Origin of the sequence: Levilactobacillus sp. FUA 3915 (genome assembly GCF_044053135.1) — a bacterium.
Taxonomy (GTDB): Bacteria; Bacillota; Bacilli; order Lactobacillales; family Lactobacillaceae; genus Levilactobacillus; species Levilactobacillus lanxiensis.
On record NZ_CP168704.1, the window covers coordinates 1,080,033 to 1,099,361 of the forward strand.

The 19,329-nt window shown below is 51.0% G+C and carries 15 protein-coding genes; 2 read left to right on the top strand and 13 right to left on the bottom strand.

The features are described 5' to 3' along the window. Nucleotides 1–60: 60 nt before the first annotated feature. Nucleotides 61–669: an RloB family protein gene (locus tag ACEPST_RS05260; RefSeq protein ID WP_204120579.1), complete on the bottom strand. Its 609-nt coding sequence runs from the start codon at nt 667–669 to the stop codon at nt 61–63. Next, nucleotides 666–1,949, bottom strand: a complete 1,284-nt coding sequence (locus tag ACEPST_RS05265; protein WP_204120580.1) for an AAA family ATPase — start codon at nt 1,947–1,949, stop codon at nt 666–668. Before ACEPST_RS05265 ends, ACEPST_RS05260 begins: the two co-directional genes overlap by 4 nt. A 297-nt stretch (nt 1,950–2,246) precedes the next feature. Here ACEPST_RS05265 and ACEPST_RS05270 point away from each other — a divergent pair, with 297 nt between their 5' ends. Continuing rightward, nucleotides 2,247–3,047, top strand: coding sequence for a M23 family metallopeptidase (locus ACEPST_RS05270; protein ID WP_204120581.1), 801 nt, complete (start codon nt 2,247–2,249; stop codon nt 3,045–3,047). An 87-nt stretch (nt 3,048–3,134) separates the two neighbouring features. Here ACEPST_RS05270 and pyrE read toward each other — a convergent pair whose 3' ends face one another. Together pyrE and pyrF are read right to left on the bottom strand one after the other, a co-directional pair. Then, nucleotides 3,135–3,770 (bottom strand): orotate phosphoribosyltransferase, encoded by a 636-nt coding sequence (gene pyrE / locus ACEPST_RS05275; RefSeq protein WP_204120582.1) that lies wholly within the window; start codon nt 3,768–3,770, stop codon nt 3,135–3,137. Then, nucleotides 3,767–4,483: an orotidine-5'-phosphate decarboxylase gene (pyrF, locus tag ACEPST_RS05280; protein ID WP_204120583.1), complete on the bottom strand. Its 717-nt coding sequence runs from the start codon at nt 4,481–4,483 to the stop codon at nt 3,767–3,769. The genes pyrE and pyrF overlap by 4 nt, the downstream gene beginning before the upstream one ends. Nucleotides 4,484–4,882: 399 nt before the next feature. Between pyrF and ACEPST_RS05285 the strand changes: the two genes are divergently transcribed. Further along, nucleotides 4,883–6,115, top strand: coding sequence for an MFS transporter (locus ACEPST_RS05285; RefSeq protein WP_204120584.1), 1,233 nt, complete (start codon nt 4,883–4,885; stop codon nt 6,113–6,115). Nucleotides 6,116–6,193: 78 nt separating this feature from the next. Here the strand turns inward: ACEPST_RS05285 and pepI are convergent, their stop codons facing one another. The 9 genes from pepI to ACEPST_RS05330 all read right to left on the bottom strand — a co-directional run bounded on the left by pepI (nt 6,194) and on the right by ACEPST_RS05330 (nt 19,268). Continuing rightward, entirely contained in the window at nt 6,194–7,078 is an 885-nt protein-coding gene (gene pepI, locus ACEPST_RS05290; RefSeq protein ID WP_204120585.1) for a proline iminopeptidase, read from the bottom strand. A gap of 196 nt (nt 7,079–7,274) precedes the next feature. Further along, nucleotides 7,275–8,348 (bottom strand): ribosome small subunit-dependent GTPase A, encoded by a 1,074-nt coding sequence (gene rsgA / locus ACEPST_RS05295; RefSeq protein ID WP_395390562.1) that lies wholly within the window; start codon nt 8,346–8,348, stop codon nt 7,275–7,277. Between the two features lie 273 nt (nt 8,349–8,621). Continuing rightward, nucleotides 8,622–10,583: an elongation factor G gene (locus ACEPST_RS05300; protein WP_204120587.1), complete on the bottom strand. Its 1,962-nt coding sequence runs from the start codon at nt 10,581–10,583 to the stop codon at nt 8,622–8,624. A 23-nt stretch (nt 10,584–10,606) separates the two neighbouring features. Beyond that, nucleotides 10,607–12,151, bottom strand: a complete 1,545-nt coding sequence (locus tag ACEPST_RS05305; RefSeq protein WP_204120588.1) for a hypothetical protein — start codon at nt 12,149–12,151, stop codon at nt 10,607–10,609. Nucleotides 12,152–12,295: 144 nt separating this feature from the next. After that, entirely contained in the window at nt 12,296–12,814 is a 519-nt protein-coding gene (locus tag ACEPST_RS05310; RefSeq protein ID WP_204120589.1) for a hypothetical protein, read from the bottom strand. 25 nt (nt 12,815–12,839) lie between these two features. Further along, nucleotides 12,840–13,304: a hypothetical protein gene (locus ACEPST_RS05315; RefSeq protein ID WP_204120590.1), complete on the bottom strand. Its 465-nt coding sequence runs from the start codon at nt 13,302–13,304 to the stop codon at nt 12,840–12,842. Between the two features lie 268 nt (nt 13,305–13,572). Further along, nucleotides 13,573–15,498 carry a hypothetical protein gene (locus ACEPST_RS05320; RefSeq protein WP_204120591.1) on the bottom strand — a complete coding sequence of 642 codons (1,926 nt, stop codon included), beginning with the start codon at nt 15,496–15,498 and terminating at the stop codon, nt 13,573–13,575. A gap of 483 nt (nt 15,499–15,981) precedes the next feature. Then, nucleotides 15,982–17,979 (bottom strand): Ig-like domain-containing protein, encoded by a 1,998-nt coding sequence (locus ACEPST_RS05325; protein WP_204120592.1) that lies wholly within the window; start codon nt 17,977–17,979, stop codon nt 15,982–15,984. 593 nt (nt 17,980–18,572) lie between these two features. Beyond that, nucleotides 18,573–19,268 (bottom strand): EAL domain-containing protein, encoded by a 696-nt coding sequence (locus ACEPST_RS05330; protein ID WP_203646443.1) that lies wholly within the window; start codon nt 19,266–19,268, stop codon nt 18,573–18,575. Nucleotides 19,269–19,329: the final 61 nt, after the last annotated feature.

The following is a 19,329-nucleotide window of genomic DNA, read 5'->3' on the forward strand; positions in this document are numbered from 1 at the left end:
AAACGACCACCCTGGATGCACATCGCTGTGCTTCTAGGGTGGTCGTTTGACTGTCACTTCTTAAAATTGGGTGACACCATAAATATCAGTCAATGCTTGATGGACATTCGTGTACGGATTGCTAATCAACCAGTTATTGCCTTTTCGATTGGTCAGCTGACAGCCATTTGCAACCGCCAAGTTAATCCGATCAAATAGATACTGATCATAGCGACGGCCCTTAAATCTCGCATAATCTTGATTGAAATACTTTTCACCAGATAATTTCAAATTAAGTTGGGTTGCCGTATACGCGCGTGAAACTGCTTCAAAATGCAGTAAGATCCACACCTCAAAATTGATGCTGGAGAAAATAATTCGTAAATTATTTTCCCGTGCCCGCTTGCCACATTGCTCCAAATCAACCCGGGTTAAGCTATCACAATCAAAAACAACGTAAGCCTGGTCAACCTGCTTATTGCGGGGAAGACGGGCTCGCTTTCTGGCAGCCTTTTCAATGAGGTCAACCCCTCGTGACTGTGTAATTGTTTCAATGCGTACCTTTTCCGTGTGAACGTTTGTGCCGCTACTGTACTTCGCCGAAAGCATTTCAAAGTACGCTTTCTCTGACTCCCCTTCACAGTAAATGACTGTGATCTTCTGATGCAGTTGTCGCGACTTCCTACTCATTCACGCTCACCGTTATTCTTGACCTCTTCTAACGCCAACAACATCTCATCCGCATTTACCGCCGGCATCGCGCCGAAACGTCCCTCAATATACCGTTTCATGAAACTCACATCTCGACGAGCAGTCGTACGGACATCACTAAAATCAAAAATTGATTTCAAGTCGCTAGTTCCTTGGAAGTTCTTTTCTACTAAGTAAATCTGATCGATTCGTAATGCAGCATTCAACAGCTGCAATTCATGGGTGGTCAAAATAAATTGATTCTTATTTGGTTCAGAATTAAAAATTTTAATTAACGCCTTAGTCAGTTCAAAATGCAGCGAGTCATCAAATTCATCAAATAACAGGGTCTTGCCATTACCGTTCAATTGCGCATTAATAATCGACAAGCCAATGACAAAAATCTTTTGGGTTCCCCGCGACTCACTGGCTAAGGGTAACTCCTCCTGTCCCACAATTTCTCCTGACGCATTATACTTCTGATGAACGGTAAATAATTGCGGCATCGTCGTTGGCAGTGTCACTGCTGAGTCGGCACTCTGTAGAAGCTGCAAAACTTCTTGTGGCACTGCCGGTGTTGCAACCCGCCGCGGGCGAATATCAACAATATTGAAGTCAGCGAAATGTAAGAAGTGTAAAAATTCTTCTTTAACTGCCGGTTGTTCCAGCATCGTCACCAGTTGATCGGAAACCTGGGCGTCATCCACAAACAAGAGGTCATTTTGAAACCACTGCATTACTGCCGTCGCGTGTGGATCATTAACTTGCTGCGCATTGAACAGAAGCAAGGTATTCTGTTTCGTGGTTGCCTTTAAAGCGCGTAAACTGGCCGGCAGAACTGGATATTCTTGACCTTCTCGTTCAAAATAAGTCTGCATCTTTTGCCCGTGTTTCACGCACAACTTTTCTGAAGTGATAGCCGTCGTTGTAAATGAAAACGTATAGGCATAGGTGGCCTGTAGGTAATTAAAGGTGACCGCAAAGCATACTGGCTGGCCGATTCCCGCTTCATCCAACGCATACGGACGGGCAGGTAATTTACTAGTCACCTTCGCTGGGTTGTCGAGTACCATTCGCTGCATCGTCCGCAATCCCATGAGCAGATTTGTTTTTCCAGAACCGTTAGGACCAAAAATCAGTAAATTTTTAAGCAGCGTATAGCCATTTTCCGTGAGCGTATTCGTTTGTTTCAACCGGCTCAACCGTTCCCCAGTCTCAGCTGAGAGCGTTGTTGCTGTCTTAAACGACGTGAAATTTTCTACCGTGAAGTCAATTAACACCAGAACCACCTCCTCTTCGATTAAACCTATCTTACCATGTAATTTAAAAGAATACGAAAAACTGTGATTTTTATCGTATTTAGCCACAAACATAGCAATAATCTTAACTAAAGAAACGAATTATCACTATTTAAGTCATCTACGAGATAACTAGGCTATCTGACTTCTGAGTCAAACGACTACTTGACTTGCTTCCTGTTTTCCGTGCCAATCAAAATCTTCACAATTTCTTAATGCATAAACCGCAAAACACTGGTACAATCTTTCTATTACGGAAAAAAGGTGGTCCCCAAAACAATGTCGTCTCTGAATCAAAAATATAATCATTTACGTTCATTAAAAAATCGCTATCAACGTCACTTACTCGTGGGGGCCATTCCGCTCCTTCTATTGTTAGGCGTCCTCTTGACCCTGCCCCTCTTCGCTGACCGCACGGCGGAAGCGGAAACCCTAACGATTGCCAATACGCCAACCGAACTAGCAACCAGCCAGCCGAAGCGGGTCGCTTATTTCCCAGCAACGGCGACTGCGGCTAGTGAAAAGGCGACCCATAAGTTGGCCCTCACCACCGCAACCACGGCAGCAGCTAGCACAACGCCTAAGACAACCGCAGCTACCCAACCAGCCAAGCAAACGGCTGAATGGGGCTGGCCCTACACGGGTGGCCAACACGTCACCTCAACCTTCGGTGACCGCGACCTAGCAGACTCCCCGTGGCATGACGGCGTGGACTTCAACGCAGGGGTTGGCAGTAAAATTCACGCCGTCCACGCTGGTGAAGTCATCTTCGTGGGTAACCCCACCAAGCGCGGCGTGACCGACGCTTATCCCTTAGGACTAGGTAAGGACGTCGTGGTCACTGAGTCCGCAGACGGTGACCAGGTTATCTACCAAGAATTTGCGATGGATCATCCGACTCACACCGTGCACATCGGCGATACGATCAAGGTCGGTCAGGTCATTGCGACCCAAGCGACCGGCCACCTGCACCTGGGCGTCACCAACCACAAGAGTTGGGTCAGTGCCCAAAATGACTGGCAGAATCCCCACGCGCATTCGTGGAAAGACCCTTTAAAACTGATTAAAGCAGCGGCCTAATTGGCCTAAAAAAGCAGTGATTTACCCGCTAGTTAGGACAAATCACTGCTTTTCGTTTAGACTTTTTTAGCTGTTTCATGTGAAACATTAGTTGCCGGGCCAGCCCCACGGGTCCTCGCGCCACTGTTGAAGTGAGACAAACTCGGCCGGGGTCATATCCCCCTCGGACCGGGCCACGTCAATCAACGCACTGTACGTGGTCAGGGGTGTCAGGGTCAAGCCGGCCGCCTGAAAGTTCACGACACTGTCGGGCAACTCGTAGGAGAAAATCGCGACAACACCCAGGACCGTGGCGCCGGTGGCTTGAACCGCCTTGGCTGCGGCCAACACGCTGCCCCCGGTCGAAATCAAGTCATCGATCAAGACGACTTGGTCTGTCGGTGTTAACTGCCCTTCAATTTGTTTGCCCCGACCGTGGTCTTTGGGTTTTGACCGCACATAATTCATTGGTAAGGCCAGCCGGTCGGCCACCAGGGCGGCATGCGGAATCCCTGCCGTTGCTACACCACCAATGACGGTCGCCGTCGGGTATTTTTCCTGAATCAACGCTGCCAGACCATCCGCAATCGCTGTGCGAACTTCCGGATAGGCAATTGTCTGCCGGTTATCCGTGTAAATGGGAGCCTGCATCCCGCTCGCCCACAGGAATGGGTCGTTGGGCGCTAGGGTCACCGCACCGATATGTAAGAGGTCTGCCGCAATTTTATCTGTTAAAGTCATCATTTTCCTCGCTCCCATTCCGTTAAGACTTGGTGATACGCCGCGACTGGGTCCGCTGCCTGGGTAATGGACCGGCCCACGACCAACCCATTACTGCCCAGAGCAGCCGCTCTAGCCGGCGTGACCACCCGCTTTTGATCATCGGCTGCGTCGGTGGCTAACCGGATGCCCGGGTTGATGCAGAGAAAATCGGAGCTCGTCGCCGCGTGAATCGCTGGGTCTTCCAGTGCCGAAGAGATCACGCCATCCGCCCCATTTGCTTGAGCGAGTTGAGCCAGGTGCGCAACAGTCGTTGGCAGGTCGGCAGTCACCAACTGTTCGGCCTGCATTTGAGCTTCGGTGGTCGAGGTCAGTTGGGTGATGGCTAATAGCTTGGCTGGCGCTACCCCGGCAGCTTGACTCCCCTGGTCCAACCCGCGACGAGCTGCCGCCAACATCGCCGCGCCACCGGCCGCATGAACCGTGACCATGGCCACGCCCTGTCGGCCCAGTTGGCGCATGGCTTGTTCAACCGTGTGGGGAATATCGTAGAGCTTCAAATCAAGAAAAATCTGGAGACCCCGTTCACGTAATGTTCGTAAAATACTAGGGCCTGCTTCATAGAACAATTCCATCCCCACCTTGACCATCACCGGTTCCGATTCTGGAAATTGATCTAAGAAGTCGGTGACGACCTGCTGATTTTCAAAATCTAGTGCCACAATGACTGGTCGCATGTTTTGTTCCTTTCTCCAGAAAAAATCCGGCTAGCCCCGTGTTGGACTAGCCGGATTTAGGCCCACTGCCAGTGTTTCTGGGGGGCATACCGTTCGTCGTTTTAGTCTCACAGGGCTAAGTTAACTGTTGTTTGTAATGAGTTTAGCCGATAAATCACCAACCGTCAACCGTAAATTTCAGGTTAGACGGTTTACCTAAAAAAATAAATTTTCACCTATCCATGTCCAAAATAATTTTTCTCCCTAATTATTTGGAAAACGTTAAACCCGTATAATTAATTTAATATCAGGATTAACGGTTGCTTTTTCCTGACGAGCATGCCATAATATTGCCAACGCCCGGGTAACCGGCAAAAATAACGAATGTCAGTGAACATTCATTTTGGAGGAACTGAATATATGGAAACCACGACGCAGAACCACGCGCTCAGTAAGCACCAGAAGTGGACGATTGCCTCAACCTCAGCAGGATTCGCCTTGGAAAATATGGACGTCATGTTTTTATCCTTTGCCCTGTCCTCAATCATCGCCGATCTACACATCAGCGGTGCGCAAGCCGGGTTGATCTCATCAATTACCAATCTGGGCATGCTGGCGGGTGGCATTTTATTCGGCATTTTGGCCGACCGCTATGGCCGGGTCCGCATCTTCTCACACACCATCTTCATCTTCGCCTTCGCAACGGCCGCTATGGCCTTCGCTAGCAATATCACCTGGATCTACATCTTCCGGTTTCTAGCCGGTGTTGGGGCCGGTGGGGAGTATGGTGTCGGCATCACGCTGATTGCCGAGAGCTTCTCACGTAACAAGATTGGGAAGATGACCTCGATTGCCGCCATTGGCGGACAGATGGGCGCCATTCTCGCCGCGGTTGCCGCTGCCATGATTATTCCAACGTTGGGTTGGAAAGCCTTGTTCGTCCTCGGCCTGGTTCCAGTCGCTTTGACCTACTTCATCCGGCGTCATCTGCGGGAAAGTGATGAATTTTTGGCAGAACAACGGGCACCCAAGTCCGAACGCAAGCCGGTTCAAATCCGTGCCCTGTTTAAGACGCCGCAACTGGCTTACCAAACACTAGCCTTGATGGTTATGGTCATCGTACAGATTGCCGGCTACTTTGGGCTGATGAACTGGTTGCCAGCCATCATGCAACAAAAGCTGGGCTTAACGGTCTCAGGCTCTTCCGTTTGGATGATTGCCACTATCCTCGGCATGAGCGTTGGGATGATGACGTTCGGGTCCATTCTCGATTACTTCGGTCCCCGGCGGGCATTTGGGATTTTCCTGATTGCCTCCGCCATCGCCGTCTTCAGCATCACCCTGGCCTTTAACCAACTGACCCTGATTCTGGCCGGCGCCATCATCGGTTTCTTCTCAAACGGCATGTTTGGTGGCTACGGCGCGGTCATCAGCCGGCTCTACCCCACGGAAATTCGCTCGACGGCCAACAACGTTATCGTTAACGTCGGCCGGGCAGTTGGGGGCTTCTCCTCAGTTGTGATTGGCTTCCTGATGGATCACTACACGCTGACCGTCGTCATGGGCTTCCTGTCCGTACTCTACATCATCAGTTTCACGGTCATGCTCACGATTCCAAGCCTCCGGAAAATGGGCAAGGTCAACGAAGACTAACCGGAAAATTTAATGCGATAACCAAATAAACCAGCAACGCCTAATATTGGCCGTTGCTGGTTTTTCATTTAAAATCCACTAATCATGAGCCGCCAACCACCGCGTCAATCGTTCAAAGTAAGCAGTCGGCTCGTCAATGAAGGCCATGTGCCGGCTGTGGGCAAACAGCGACCACTCTGCATGCGGTAGGTGATCGACCATTGTCTTGGCAACTAATGGCGTGCTCAAATCGTTGGTGCCACTGGTCACCAGTGTTGGCGTGGTGATTTCCGCTAGCTTGGCCGTGTAATCATAAGCCTGTAGCGTCCCAGTTGGGCAATACTCGTTCGGCCCCCAGGCCACACTGTAGGCCGCGGTACCAGAGCACTTAGACCGCCGCAAGAATTCGGGGGAATCGGCTGTCACAGGTCCGGCCGCATGGGCCAGCATGTACCGCTCATTCGCCGCCAGATACGCTGGTCCCGTATAGTCGCCACTAGCCTCGGCTTGGGCGATTGCCGCCTGGTCCGCCGCAGACATGAAGCGGATCATCCGGTGCTGTTCCTGTTGCCAGAGCTTGGCCGAAGAGAGTGTGCTGGCTAGAATCAGGCTTTGAATTCCCGCTGGCTGATGGTCGCACAGGTAAATAATGGCCAGCATGCCGCCCCAGGATTGCCCAAGCAAATGGACGCGTTTCAGGCCCAAATAGTTCCGCAATGCCTGTAATTCCGCCACCCAGGTTGACGCCTGCCACAGGCTGTCATCACTTGGCATAGAAGACTGGCCACAGCCCAATTGGTCATACATCACGATTGGCCGACCGGTCTTCACCGCCAGCTGATCAAACGATTCAAAATAGTTGTGCGTCGACCCTGGCCCGCCGTGTAACAGTAGCAAGGGTGTTGGCCCGGCCTGTAAGTCGCCGACCACGCGGTAATAGGTTTGGTACTCGCCAAACGGCATGAATCCTTCTTGAATGTCCATCTTAGTTCGTCAATCCCTTCTGGGCCACCGCTTATTTGGCAGCGAATCTATGTATCTCGGTAACTTAGCCTAGCTTACCACAACATTGGTCGCCCTGCCGTAGGACACCTAGCCTAAAAACGCCCCCATTTCCAGCACGGATTCTCGCTGGAAATGGGGGCGTTTAGCTATTCATTTAGATGTTTCACATGAAACATTACCGCCGGCGAATCTGTTGCATGTGGTCTCTGGCCTGTTTCATTTCCTTTTTGCCACCAAAGAACCGTTGAATCTTGGCGTTTTCCCGTTCTCTGGCACTCATGTCACTATAGCTCATTTCCAGCTGGAGCTTGCGGTAGCTGGCTAAGCGTTCGGCGTCCAGGTCACCCGCCGCAATGGCCGCCTGCACTGCACACCCCGGTTCCGTTTGGTGGGTGCAGTTACGGAACTTACACTGTCCCGCCAGCGCGGTGATATCGGCAAATGCCTTGGTCAAATCACCACCCTGGACCTGGAGTTCCCGCATTCCCGGGGTGTCAATGACCACGCCGCCACTGGGTAGCCGCAACAACTCCCGCGCCGTGGTGGTGTGCCGGCCCTTATCATCGTCCGCCCGAATCTCTCGGGTGACCAACGTCTCGTGGCCCAGCAAACTGTTGATCAGCGTGGACTTGCCAACACCAGACGACCCGATAAATGACACGGTTTGATTGCCCGTCACGTAGGCCCGCAAGTCCGCGACACCCGCTCCCGTGGTGGCGGAGCACGTAACCACGTCCACGCCCAGCGTCACGTCGGCCAACGCCGCCAATTTTTCAGCCACATCGGCACACAGATCGGCCTTGGTCAGGACGACGACCGGCACGGCCCCACTATCCCAGGCCATCGTCAGATACCGCTCGAGGCGGTGCCCGTTAAAGTTGGCATTCAGCGACATACAAATGAAGATGGTGTCGACGTTGGCCGCAATCAGCTGCCCAGCGCCGGTTTTGCCAACGGCGGCCCGTTCCAAAACACTCTGACGGGGTAAGACTTGCTGGATCACGGCCAATTGATTGTCGGGGGACCCGGTCGTCAACACCCAGTCCCCCACCGTTGGCAGGTCTGCGGCGACCTTCGTTGCGTGCCGGAATTTCCCGCCTAGTTCAGCGGTGACTGGTCCGGTGGCGCTGATGACTTGGTAGGTTTCTCTATGTTGCTCGGTCACCCGGGCCAGGGTCAACGTCGGTTCCGTCGCCGCCAGTTGAGCGATTCGCTCAGTTAAGCCATACGCGTTTAAATCAGTTTTCAACTCGTTCAAATCCTTTCGTTCATGACGGTACCCGAAAGGCTGACGACAAAAAAGGCGCAGTCGTAACTGCACCCCAAAAATTTTAAGAGGGCGCAGATGTCCATTTCGTCATTCAAGCATTTGCGGGCACACTAAAGTCAGCAGTGTTTGACCGCTTTCTTAGCAACCTGCGTAACGCCTATTGAACGACTGACATCTGGCAATTCCTCCGATATGATTAGTTGCTGGTAGATTACCACGGATTGAATTCCGCGTCAATTGACCGTTAGTTGACTACCCTAACGCCTGCAAATCCGCGGCCGAATACGCATAATCCACGTGCGCCATCCCCGGCACCTCATCCCACGGAACGGGATAGCCGGCCCCGTGCGCACAGAACACGGAGTCCGGCGTATTGGGCAGGTCGGCGACGGGCGCGTAGTCCTGGGCCGCCACGATTTCCGCCTGATTATGACACGGCCGATAGCCATCGACCAGGCATTCCAGTTGGCCCTGACCATGTGTGTAAGCCAAAACTTCCTGCGAGTACCCCTGCATTTCAGCGACGGGGGCGGTCCCGGTCAAAACGACCATGCCGTTGGCACTAGCGGTGTCGTCCGGCGTATCAAACTGCCCATGGAGCCGTTGAATATCGTTCATCGCCCGACCCACCTGGTCCTGGCCAACTTCCAAGCGGAATTGATACCAGGGCTCCAGCAGCTGGCAGGCACCTTGCTCGCGCAACATCATCAATCCCTGTCGTACGGCGCGCCACGTGGCTTCCCGAAAATCTCCACCGACCGAGTGGACGATGCTGGCCCGCCCCGTCACCAGCGTGATGTTCACGTCGGTGAGTGGCGACCCCGTCAAGACCCCCAACTGCTTCTTGGCGCGCAGGTTGGTGAGCACCTGATGTTGCCAGTTCTTGCCCAACACTTCCAGTGAGCAGTCGGCCGCAAACGTTAAGCCACTGCCCCGCGGTGCCGGCGTCATCAAGAGGTGGACCTCTGCGTAGTGCCGGAGCGGTTCGAAATGGCCAACGCCCTCGACCGCCTGAGTAATCGTTTCCTGATAGAGGATGCTCCCCTCGCCAAATCCGATATCCAGGCCAAACCGATCATGGAGCATCTGTTGCAAAATTTCTAGCTGAACGGCGCCCATGATCTGGACCCGAATTTCCTGGAGCTGGTTGGACCAGGTCACGTGAAGCTGTGGGTCCTCATCCTCTAATTCCTGCAGCACCGTCAGACAATGATGTAGGTCGGCACCCTGGGGATCCACGGTATAGGTCAGCACCGGCTGAATCTCTGGTGTCCGGGCCGCCGCCTGCTGTCCCAAGCCCTGTCCTGGATGGGTGCCCGTGAGATTGGGAATCGCACAAACTTCCCCCGCAACCACCGTGGGCTGAATGGTGAACTTGCTCCCATTGTAAACGCGGAGCTGGTTCACCTTTTGCTCGTCCAAAATGACAGCCTTGTTCGCTAGCTCACCACCGGTCACCCGGACCCAGGTCAGCCGTTCATCCTGGTCGTGAGAAATCTTAAAGACCTTAGCGCCAAATTCAGCTGGATAGGTGTTTTCCTGTGTCCAGTAAGATAATCCAGACAAAAAGTCATCTACCCCGTCTAATTTTAAAGCCGCCCCGAAGTAACAAGGAAAGACTTTTCGTTGCTGGATCATGTGACGAACCGCGTCGTCGCTAAGGTCCCCGGTCTCCAGGTAGTCCGTCAACACAGTGTCATCTTGCATAGCGACGTCTTCAGCTGACTCATCTGGCAAGCTCGTCCCCGTGAAGGCCACACAACCTGCAGAGAAGGTCTCCTGCAACTGGCTTAAAACGCGTTCGCGGTCTGCCGTGGGGGCATCCATTTTATTCACGAAGATAAACGTCGGCACCTGGTAGTGGTCAAGCAACCGCCACAGGGTCCGCGTATAGCCCTGAATGCCGTCGGTGGCTGAAACCACCAGGACCGCATAGTCCAGGACACTGAGCACTTGTTCCGTTTGCGAGGCAAAGTCCACGTGCCCCGGGGTGTCCAGCAAGGTGAGGTGCAGGTCGTCATGCGTCAAACTGGCCTGATGAGAAAAGATGGTGATGCCGCGTTGTTTTTCTAAGTCGTCCGGATCCAAGAAGGCATCCCCGTTGTCGACTCTGCCCAGTTGCCGCACCGCGCCGGACTGGTACAGTAACGCTTCCGATAGCGTGGTCTTGCCGGCATCAACGTGGGCAACGATTCCCGCTACGATGTGTTTCATGTTAGTGTTCTCCTTTTATTAGCTTAACGTTTCTTGTGTTGGCGCCGTTTGCGGGCTTCTGCAAAAGACAGCACGTTGCCGGTCTTCTTCTGTTGTTTAGGTTGCCCCGTCGTGAGGGCCGCAATCAGTTTATCTCCTGCTTGGGGTGCCATGTAGCCGGCGTCTTGCAGGACGTGAGCAATGGCGCGCATCAACTCCCGCATGCCATCTGGATCTGGCGTGGCGTCCTGAATCCATCGGCCAAACTCCTGCCAGATGGCTGGCGTCGACTGCTCCAACGTGATGAGGTGCTGACTATATAACATATCAGCAACACCGGCAACCATCGCCAGCGTATTCTCAGCTACCTGCCACTGCTGAGATAGCTGATAGTCTTGTCGACGTAACCACACTTGTAAGCCCACCACGATGCCAAAGACGTGCGCACTATCGGCATCGTCTTCCTGCCATTTTCGCCCGTCATAGGTCATAACGTGATGCTTTCGCAGGTAGTCTTGTCCTGGATCTGGCTCATACCTTTCCGCAAAGGTGTAGAGCAGATCATCGTCATCCAGCAGGAGGTTATATTCGTCAGCCGTCAGGTCAATGCCATCTGGCAGACGCATACCACCCTCGTATTTGCTATCTACCAATCCGCCTTGCGCTTTGATCTGTTCTAGAAAGGCTCTGACTGCCGCTTCGTCCTCGATGTCGATGCCCTGAGCAACCATGGCATTAAAGATTTGTTTATCCGGGCCGAAATTACTGTCATCCTTGGCCCGCTCAATCGTTTCCGGTGTAAGGTCCGTCAAATACCGTTGATACGTGCTGGCCTTCTTCGCGTTTAACCAGCCCTGCTCACCGGCGAATTCTAGCAAATGACCCATGGCCGGAATTGTCAGGGACAGTTCTGCCGCCGTCAAATCTAAATTAGCGACGACCTCGTCCAACACCCCGGCCAGCACTTTCTTACTCCAACTTTTCGGTGTCTTGCGGTATTTATCATACCCCTGCGTCACGACATACGTTAATAGTTTATCCAACTGGTCTTCTGTCACGCCTGTCGCTTGATCCTGTGCCCATGCAGGACTGGTGAGGTACGCAGTTAACCAGTCTTGCGTGTAACGCTGAATGTCGTTCGCCGTGCGCTCCTGCCATTGTGCTAGCCAAGGTTGATCCGGAATTGGATCCTGGACTGATAGGGCATCCACATCAATCGGACTCCCATCCATCCCCGTCACCACTTCGAACTCTTTTAGAAATTGACGAATCGGTTTTACCTGCAGCTGGCTTTCCTTAGCCTTCGCCCAAAACAATAAGAACGGTTTTAACACGCTGTAGTTTAGCTTCAAAATTGTCAGGGCCAGCGGATCACTATCTTGTTGGGCCTGCTGATTCAAAACAGTTAATCCTTCCGCTACCATTTGGTTATCCCATTGGCAAGCATCAACGTGATTGACCTCCTGGAGCATACTTGTAAAGGTAAACACAACTTGCTTCACAATTTGCTCCGGATATATCTCTAAGACCTTATATGCCGTGGCGGCCCGAAAAGTCGACCATACCGTTTCAATATCACTACTTGTCATACGATTCCCTCCCGAATGGTAAAACATCGTTACCGTTAAAAGTCATTACGCCAATCTTACCGTAACTACCGATAGAATGCACCTGCTAGGACCAATCTAAGAAAAAAGGACAGCCGCATCGACTGCCCTTACGAGGTTATTTGATTAGTGTTTCGCAAACTGCCGCGCCAATTTTTTGGTGGCGTAGTATTGATAGTAAACTTCTTTCTTATTCGCAGAAACCTGCTGAACGACGGTGACTTTGTGTCCTTTGATTTTCGTCGTGGTCTTCCGATAGTACCCGGCCAGCGGCAAGGTAACGTTACGATTCCAAGGTGCCACCTTTACTAAGCCGTGATGCTTTGTCGCGTAAGCCCATTCCAAATGGCCCTTCTTCGTGCCGGTGAATGGTAATTTATGGGCATGCAACGGGAATCCGACAAAATTTTTGGTCACGTTAGCTTGGAAATAGAAGTGCTTGGCCGTGAAGCGAACACCATTGTAGTAGTGATAGCCATCGATTTTCCCGGCATCCGCGTACCAGGTGCCGCGTAACTGTTTGGGAAAGGTCTTCAGAGTGATCTTCGCTTTGGCCTGGCCAGTGGTTGCTGGCGTCAGCGCTACCCCGGCAACGCCTAGCGTTAGGGTCAGGAGTGTCGCGGTCACGAGAGTCGTCAGTTTCATGGGAATTCCTCCAATATATTAATGATTATTTTTTGGTGACCTTGGTAAAGATATCTGTGCGGGCCGGATTAAACGCCGTTAGCACGAGCTGAGTCTTCCCCTTAAGCCGCCGTTGCTTGAGCCGAATACTTTGGTTGGGGAAGGCCATGTCGTTTAACCGATAATGGGCCTGCCAATGGCCACGCGTCCCCGTCAGAGTGAAGGTTCGCTGATTGATTGGCTTGGTTTGCCGCAGCTGGTACCGGAATTTATTCTTTGCGTGTAGCGCTTGGGTCTTCGTCCGTCCGATCCGTTCCCGCCAGGTCGTGGCTGTAAAAATTTCTACGCCATAGCTTTTACTGTCGCGATAGTGGGTCACCCAGGTGCCGCGCAGGGCCTTGGGCACGACGGCCAGCTTGGATGCTGCATTGGCCGGTGTTGATTGCCCCATACTGAGTCCGGCCACCATTAGGCCCGCCACGAGCAGGCCGCGTTGCCAGTTTTTTGTCATTTTCTTGTCCTCCCCATTTTCTGAAATAAATGTGCCCCTTAACTAGCTCCGGTTAGTCGTGAGGCCACGCTTAATTTTAGAATACGCTTTCAGATTTTGGCGGTCAACGCTTATCGTTCGGGAGTTTGTGGCGAATTGGCTGGTCGACATTTGCTGTCGGATGGGTAGTGTTTTATTGTGTTTTTAATTAGGAAAACATTAGTCCTACCCATCAAAAAACGCCATAAAAATAGCCGACATCCCTGTCGACCATTTCATATCATTCTTTTTATGATGGTGCCATCGTAATGGTCCAATCAAGCGTCGAAGAATAACTCCCCGTGTAGATAGCCTGACTAGCCATGTTCAATATTAATTTCTGCCCGTGATCTGAACTGAGCGAGCCCACTGTCATCCCAGGACCGGAATACTGAACGGTTTGTGCTTTGTCCGTTAACGGCATCGCCGAACTCCCATTGGAATAACTCAGGGTGGCGTCCAACGTGTGACTGCCATCACTGGTTCTAAATGGTGTTGCTTGACTCAGCGTGATCGTTGTCCCCGTCTTGGTCCGCCGATCGTCGGAAATGGCCAACAGGTCGCCTCCACCTTCAACTTGACCTTCAATGTCCTGATTGACGTTAGCGTAGGAGAGTGATCCGAAGGTAACATTCCCAGCCTTCGCCGTCAGCGTATTCGCTGAGAAGTTCATGCTTAAATCTTGACTTTGGTAAATATCCAGCATCGAACTCTTCGCATCATATCCTATCATCTGAACGTTAGTCGTAAAGTCTGTATTAGTGACCTCCGTCGATTGAAAATCAATTTGATACGTATGTGTCTGTTTTCCACTAAAGTCTATTCGCTCCGGATTTGTCACATCCCCAGGAATCAAATAATAATCATATCCTCCAGAATCATTCACTTCAGGTGTCGCAATGTTGGTAACAGACCTACCATCTAGAATGATACTTGTATTTTCAACGCCGTATGGTACCTTAAATTTCAGTTTACCACTCTTCAGCGTGGAATCTGGGTTAGAATCCGTAATGGTCCCCGAAACCTCAACTTTATCACCCGCCACAATGTTACTCAAGTAAGTGTCAGTGTTCCCAGTATTATCCGTCAAATCCGTAATTTTACTGGTAATGGACACCTTAGGAGACGTACTGAACATCACGTTAAGATTAGCCGTGTTCGTGGTAATCGTCTTTGAGTTCGAATCGGAAGCAATCGTCACGTCAGCGTAGTAGCTCGCACCATCGTCCGCTGAAGTCGTCGTTGGCGTCGTGTACGTCAGGCTGGTTCCGCTTGCGACTTTGGTTGCAGAACTACTACCAGGAGCCTTACGGTACCAAACAACAGACTTAGGTGCCGATGGGAATGTCCCTTGTACCTTGAAGGTCGCGGTCTTCCCCGCATCGACAGTTTGGTCATCCAACCCACCACCAATTTTAATATCAACTGAACCACTCTTAGTCGTGCCATCGTCGTTTTTAATGGTCCCGGTGATGGTCACTGTTCCAGACTTGCCGTCTTTATTGGCCGTCACGGTCCCATCATCCTTATCAACTGAAGCCAGGCTTGGGTTACTACTACTCCAAGTCACATTCCCAGTCGCATTGGCTGGCGTTGGTGTGGCGTGCACATTGGTTGTCGCCGCATTGGCTTGATTATTGTAGAGGTAATTGTCATCCGCCTTAACCGACAAACTTGTCGCATTGACGGGATCACCTAAAGCCGTAACCGAAGCGACTCGCGAGTAGTAATACATGCTCTGTAGCACCGGTGGAATGAAAAGGTAGTAACCAAACCGTTCCTGATAATACGTCGTTCCCGGTTTCGTCGGCGTAACTGTCAAGCTAGAACTCGTTGCCCCTTTGATTGATTGCCAACTCGCCCCTGAATCAGTTGACTGGTACCACTGGTAATGGTTATAAGCCAAGGGATTGAAGAAAGTATCCAGAAATGAATACCCAACCCCGGTCGTTAACGTCTTAGACGTCCCCGCCGCCGTATACTCATCTTGTGGCTGCAGCCGAAAGCCTGTACCCGTGTACCAAAACAAAAAACTACTAATATCTGGTGTTGGTGTGCCGTAGCCGGTGACCGCGGCTTCCGCGACCGGTGCACGTTTCGCGCTATTGAAAAATCCGCCAGCAACGAACAATGCTGCTAACATCAGCAACACACGCCCTAATTTTTTCTTTGTCATAGCATCGTCTCCCTTTACACACGCGAAGAGTGCCCTGGCAGCTTTTCCTAAATTAGCCGCCTTGACGTTTCCGTGTACCCACTATCTCAATTGACTCCATCAATTTAATTCTCAACCTAAAATTACTATGATAAAAAGTTCAACCAAATAGTGGTTAAAACCGTCACACTTTTCGGTCATTAATGCCTAGTCCATTACCCAATAAGTCCTGACGATCATTCGTTTGCCAACCTAGTTTTTAGCAAACATCTGATGTCTATGTGAGATTTCGTCAATCAGCCATTTCTGGTGTTACAAATTAACGACTCTGTCTGGTTTTATTATACTTTTTATTTTTAACAAATACCATTTTAATCGTAAAATATTTTAACAATTTAAGCACAAGATAGCCGTTATTAGTTGACAAAAATCGGCTAGCCCTACGCGTAGTAAGACTAGCCGCATTTTTAATCGCCACAGATAACGATGTTTCACGTGAAACTTTTACACACTAGGAACTGTCGCAAACGTCCAATTCAGCGTTGAAGTATAGTGACCAGCTTGGTAGGCGGCATATAGCAGCTTCAGATTCAGGTGCTCACCCTTAGCCCCAATCGACTGAACCGCAATCCCGGCCCCAGCGTTGATAACGGTTTGAGCAACGTTCGACAGCGGATAGGACAGCGAGCCACTGTCGTAGAACAGGTCTGCCGCCAAGGGTCGGTCGCCACTGTAAAAGGGGGTGCTCTGTTGGAGTTGAACGGCCACCTGGTCGCGCCGGCGTCGATTGTCCCTGACGTCGAGCAGGTTCCCACCGTCCATGACTTGACCCGCCACCGTTTTACCTAGACTGGTTGTATCCAGCGTTCCAAAGGTGATGGGATGGGCCGTTGCGTCGATAACGCCGTCCGTAAAGTTCAGTCTGAGGCTGGGCCCACTGTAAGTCCCCAGCGGTTGATTGTTCTTGTCAATTCCCCGCAACCGCACGCCGGTGGTGTAGAGCTGGTTAGTCGTGATGGGTGAGGTGAAATCAATTTCATAGTCATTCCTGCCAAAAAGGGCCTGACTGAAATCAATGCCATCCAGTGAAAATATCGTCTCTGATCCAACCGTCTGCTTAGCAACTGCCTGTAGCTCATCATTGAGTTTAAACGCTACCTGATTACTCAGACTACTAGGCAGTTCAAACGTTAATTCCCCGCTGGCCATCGTCGAATAAACCCAATTGGCATCTATGATGGTCCCTGTAATTTTGCATTCATCACCCTGCACGATATTCGTTAAATTATGGGCAGTGTCATCGTTTCGAATCGGATTAACGGACCCAGACAATTGTTGTGCAGTGGTGTTCGCTTCCGCCGCGGCCGTTAAATTTTTCATATCACTGGTGATGGTGACTCGAGGCACCGTGCTTGGATTAACTGTTAGTTCAGCTCGACGCGTCGTAATCGTCTGGGTCTGCGGTCTTTCCTGTTCATCTAACATGGTAACCGTGACCTCAGCGTAATACAGGGCGCCCTTGTCGGTTAACGTAGTCACGGGAGTCTGGTAATCCAGGCTCTGCGTGTTAGCCACAATTTTATCATCCTTAGTTTTAGCGTCAACTCGGTGCCAGGCAACGTTGTCCGGCTTCTGATCGATATTCCCTAGTACGTGGAAATCGGCGGACTGCCCCTCCGTAACCGTTTGATCTGCCAATCCACCACCAACGGTCAGCGTGACCGAATCGCTCACGTCGGCAAGACCATCATTTTGGACGGTCCCCGTGATGGTCACCTGACCATCCTTGCCTGATTTATTTGCCGTGACCTTCCCCGTTTTAGCATCCACCGTCGCGATAGTCGGATCACTACTGGTCCAGGTGATATTCCCCGTTGCGTTCGCTGGCGTCGGCTGACCGTGAACGAACGTCGAGGCCGCCACATCCTGATTGTTGTATAGATAGTTATTATCAATTGAAACTTTGACCGCACTGGCATCGATTGGCGCCGGTAGGGTTGTTACTGCGGCTACTTTAGAGAAATAAGTGTTCGTCACTGGCCAAATAGGCAAGACAGTGTAGTACTGAAACGAGGCTTGGTAATAGACGGTGCCTTCCTTGGACGGGGTCACAATCAAATCCGGCGTTGTCCCATACTTATCAGAGGCTTTATTGCCATCTTGCGCTTTGGTCCAATTTTTCCCGCCATCAACTGACTGATACCACTGAAAATGGTCTTTGGCTGTCAGATTAAATATTGCCCACATCGAGTGCGCCGTATCAGTCGTCAACAGCTTAGCATTATTGACATAGGTGAAGCGGTCCTCCGGCTGTAAACTGAATCCCGTATTCAAATAGAACCCAAATAAGCCAAACGGCGCAGCACTAGGCGTCCCCTTCCCCGGCACGGTCGTCGTCGCCGCTTCCGCTTGCACACGCGAACGTGGACGACGTAAAACTCCGATTGCCAATACCACCAATAACGCCGCCACCAGTAGCTCCTGCCATTGTTTCCTTGTCATCCATCGTCGCCCTTTCTCCCCGAACTAATTTCAATAAATCACTTGTTTTGCTGGATTATAAGTAAATATCATTGACCACTTTGTTTCAATTCAATGGTTAGTCGCCCATTATGTTTTTCGCAATAGTTACCAGTAGTCAACTTGTCTAGCCCCATTATAGTTACCGTAATCATTAAATGCCACCACTAGGTATAAAATATTTTTATTATCTACAATTAATCGTTTTACTGCACAGAAAAAACGCGTACTCAAATACGGTACGCGTTTCATTAGTCATATTTATCTTTAACTGTTCGGGGTCAATTTATTAGTAACCACTAAACCCCTGGAGTACACTCAAGGTATCAACTAAGCCAAAAGACTTAGGTGACGATGCGTTTTACGGGTTAAACCCGTGTCAGCCGCAGGGCTGGTGAAAATGGGCTAAGCCGTGGGAGTTGCCTTAGCGGGTTCCCCGCTTAGGCAACTGCTATCTTTGAGACTCGCTTCTCAGAGGCTCAAAGTAAGTCTGGAGACCGCTCTTCGGCTCCAGACGTGCGCCCACAGCGTCACGGCCCAGTTTTCACCAGCCCGAAGGCGAGGCAACAACCAGTTTACCCCGCGTCAAACGTATCGCCGGGGAGCTTGAGCAGGCGTGGCTTGCTGAAGTAGTACCCCTGCTTCAACCGAATGCCCAACCGCTTACTCAGCACACTGTCCTCGTGATCCTCAATACCTTCCAGCACCAAGCGCAACCCATACTCTGCCGTTATGGCGCGCCAGAAATGGACCTGCTGCTGAATCTTGGGGTCGCTGAAACCTTGGTTGAAGTTTTGTAACGCAAATTTAACTTCGGACGCCAGCGGCAATAAATCTTGGATGTCTGTGAAATAATTATCACCCGTGCCGACGTCATCTAGCGACAGTTCCATCCCCTGATCAATGAATTTTTTCAGCTGGGGAATCAGGTCTTGGACCGCATACTTTTGTGGTCCATCATCTTCGGTGAGTTCAACGACCAAGCGCGTCGGATAGATCTGTTCCTGGCTTTTCGTGATGGCGGACGCAATTGACGTCGTCATTAATTGCTCACGGTTAACGTTTACTGAACAATAACGCACTTTAGGCGACAGAACCTTCGTGGTTGCCACGAGTAAGTCTGCCACAATTTGTGGGTCGATAGCGGAAAAGGATTCCGGTAAACGCCAACCGTCAGGGGTCAATTGCTTCATCAAGAGTTCATAGCCAAAAACTGTTTTCGTTTCCGTATTAATCTGTGGTTGCACAAAATACCGATAGATTGGTTCCAAAAAATACTACCCCCTCATAAACAATTTGCATTGCTTTACCTTACTGAACAGTATACTATAA

What these genes read in the sequence shown, in the direction of transcription:
- ACEPST_RS05260 (WP_204120579.1), bottom strand. Translation starts at nt 669, where the DNA reads ATGAGTAGGAAGTCGCGACAACTGCATCAGAAGATCACAGTCATTTAC.
- pyrE (WP_204120582.1), bottom strand. Translation starts at nt 3,770, where the DNA reads ATGATGACTTTAACAGATAAAATTGCGGCAGACCTCTTACATATCGGT.
- ACEPST_RS05285 (WP_204120584.1), top strand. Translation starts at nt 4,883, where the DNA reads ATGGAAACCACGACGCAGAACCACGCGCTCAGTAAGCACCAGAAGTGG.
- pyrF (WP_204120583.1), bottom strand. Translation starts at nt 4,483, where the DNA reads ATGCGACCAGTCATTGTGGCACTAGATTTTGAAAATCAGCAGGTCGTC.
- ACEPST_RS05320 (WP_204120591.1), bottom strand. Translation starts at nt 15,498, where the DNA reads ATGACAAAGAAAAAATTAGGGCGTGTGTTGCTGATGTTAGCAGCATTG.
- ACEPST_RS05270 (WP_204120581.1), top strand. Translation starts at nt 2,247, where the DNA reads ATGTCGTCTCTGAATCAAAAATATAATCATTTACGTTCATTAAAAAAT.
- ACEPST_RS05305 (WP_204120588.1), bottom strand. Translation starts at nt 12,151, where the DNA reads ATGACAAGTAGTGATATTGAAACGGTATGGTCGACTTTTCGGGCCGCC.
- ACEPST_RS05310 (WP_204120589.1), bottom strand. Translation starts at nt 12,814, where the DNA reads ATGAAACTGACGACTCTCGTGACCGCGACACTCCTGACCCTAACGCTA.
- ACEPST_RS05315 (WP_204120590.1), bottom strand. Translation starts at nt 13,304, where the DNA reads ATGACAAAAAACTGGCAACGCGGCCTGCTCGTGGCGGGCCTAATGGTG.
- ACEPST_RS05300 (WP_204120587.1), bottom strand. Translation starts at nt 10,583, where the DNA reads ATGAAACACATCGTAGCGGGAATCGTTGCCCACGTTGATGCCGGCAAG.
- pepI (WP_204120585.1), bottom strand. Translation starts at nt 7,078, where the DNA reads ATGGACATTCAAGAAGGATTCATGCCGTTTGGCGAGTACCAAACCTAT.
- ACEPST_RS05325 (WP_204120592.1), bottom strand. Translation starts at nt 17,979, where the DNA reads ATGACAAGGAAACAATGGCAGGAGCTACTGGTGGCGGCGTTATTGGTG.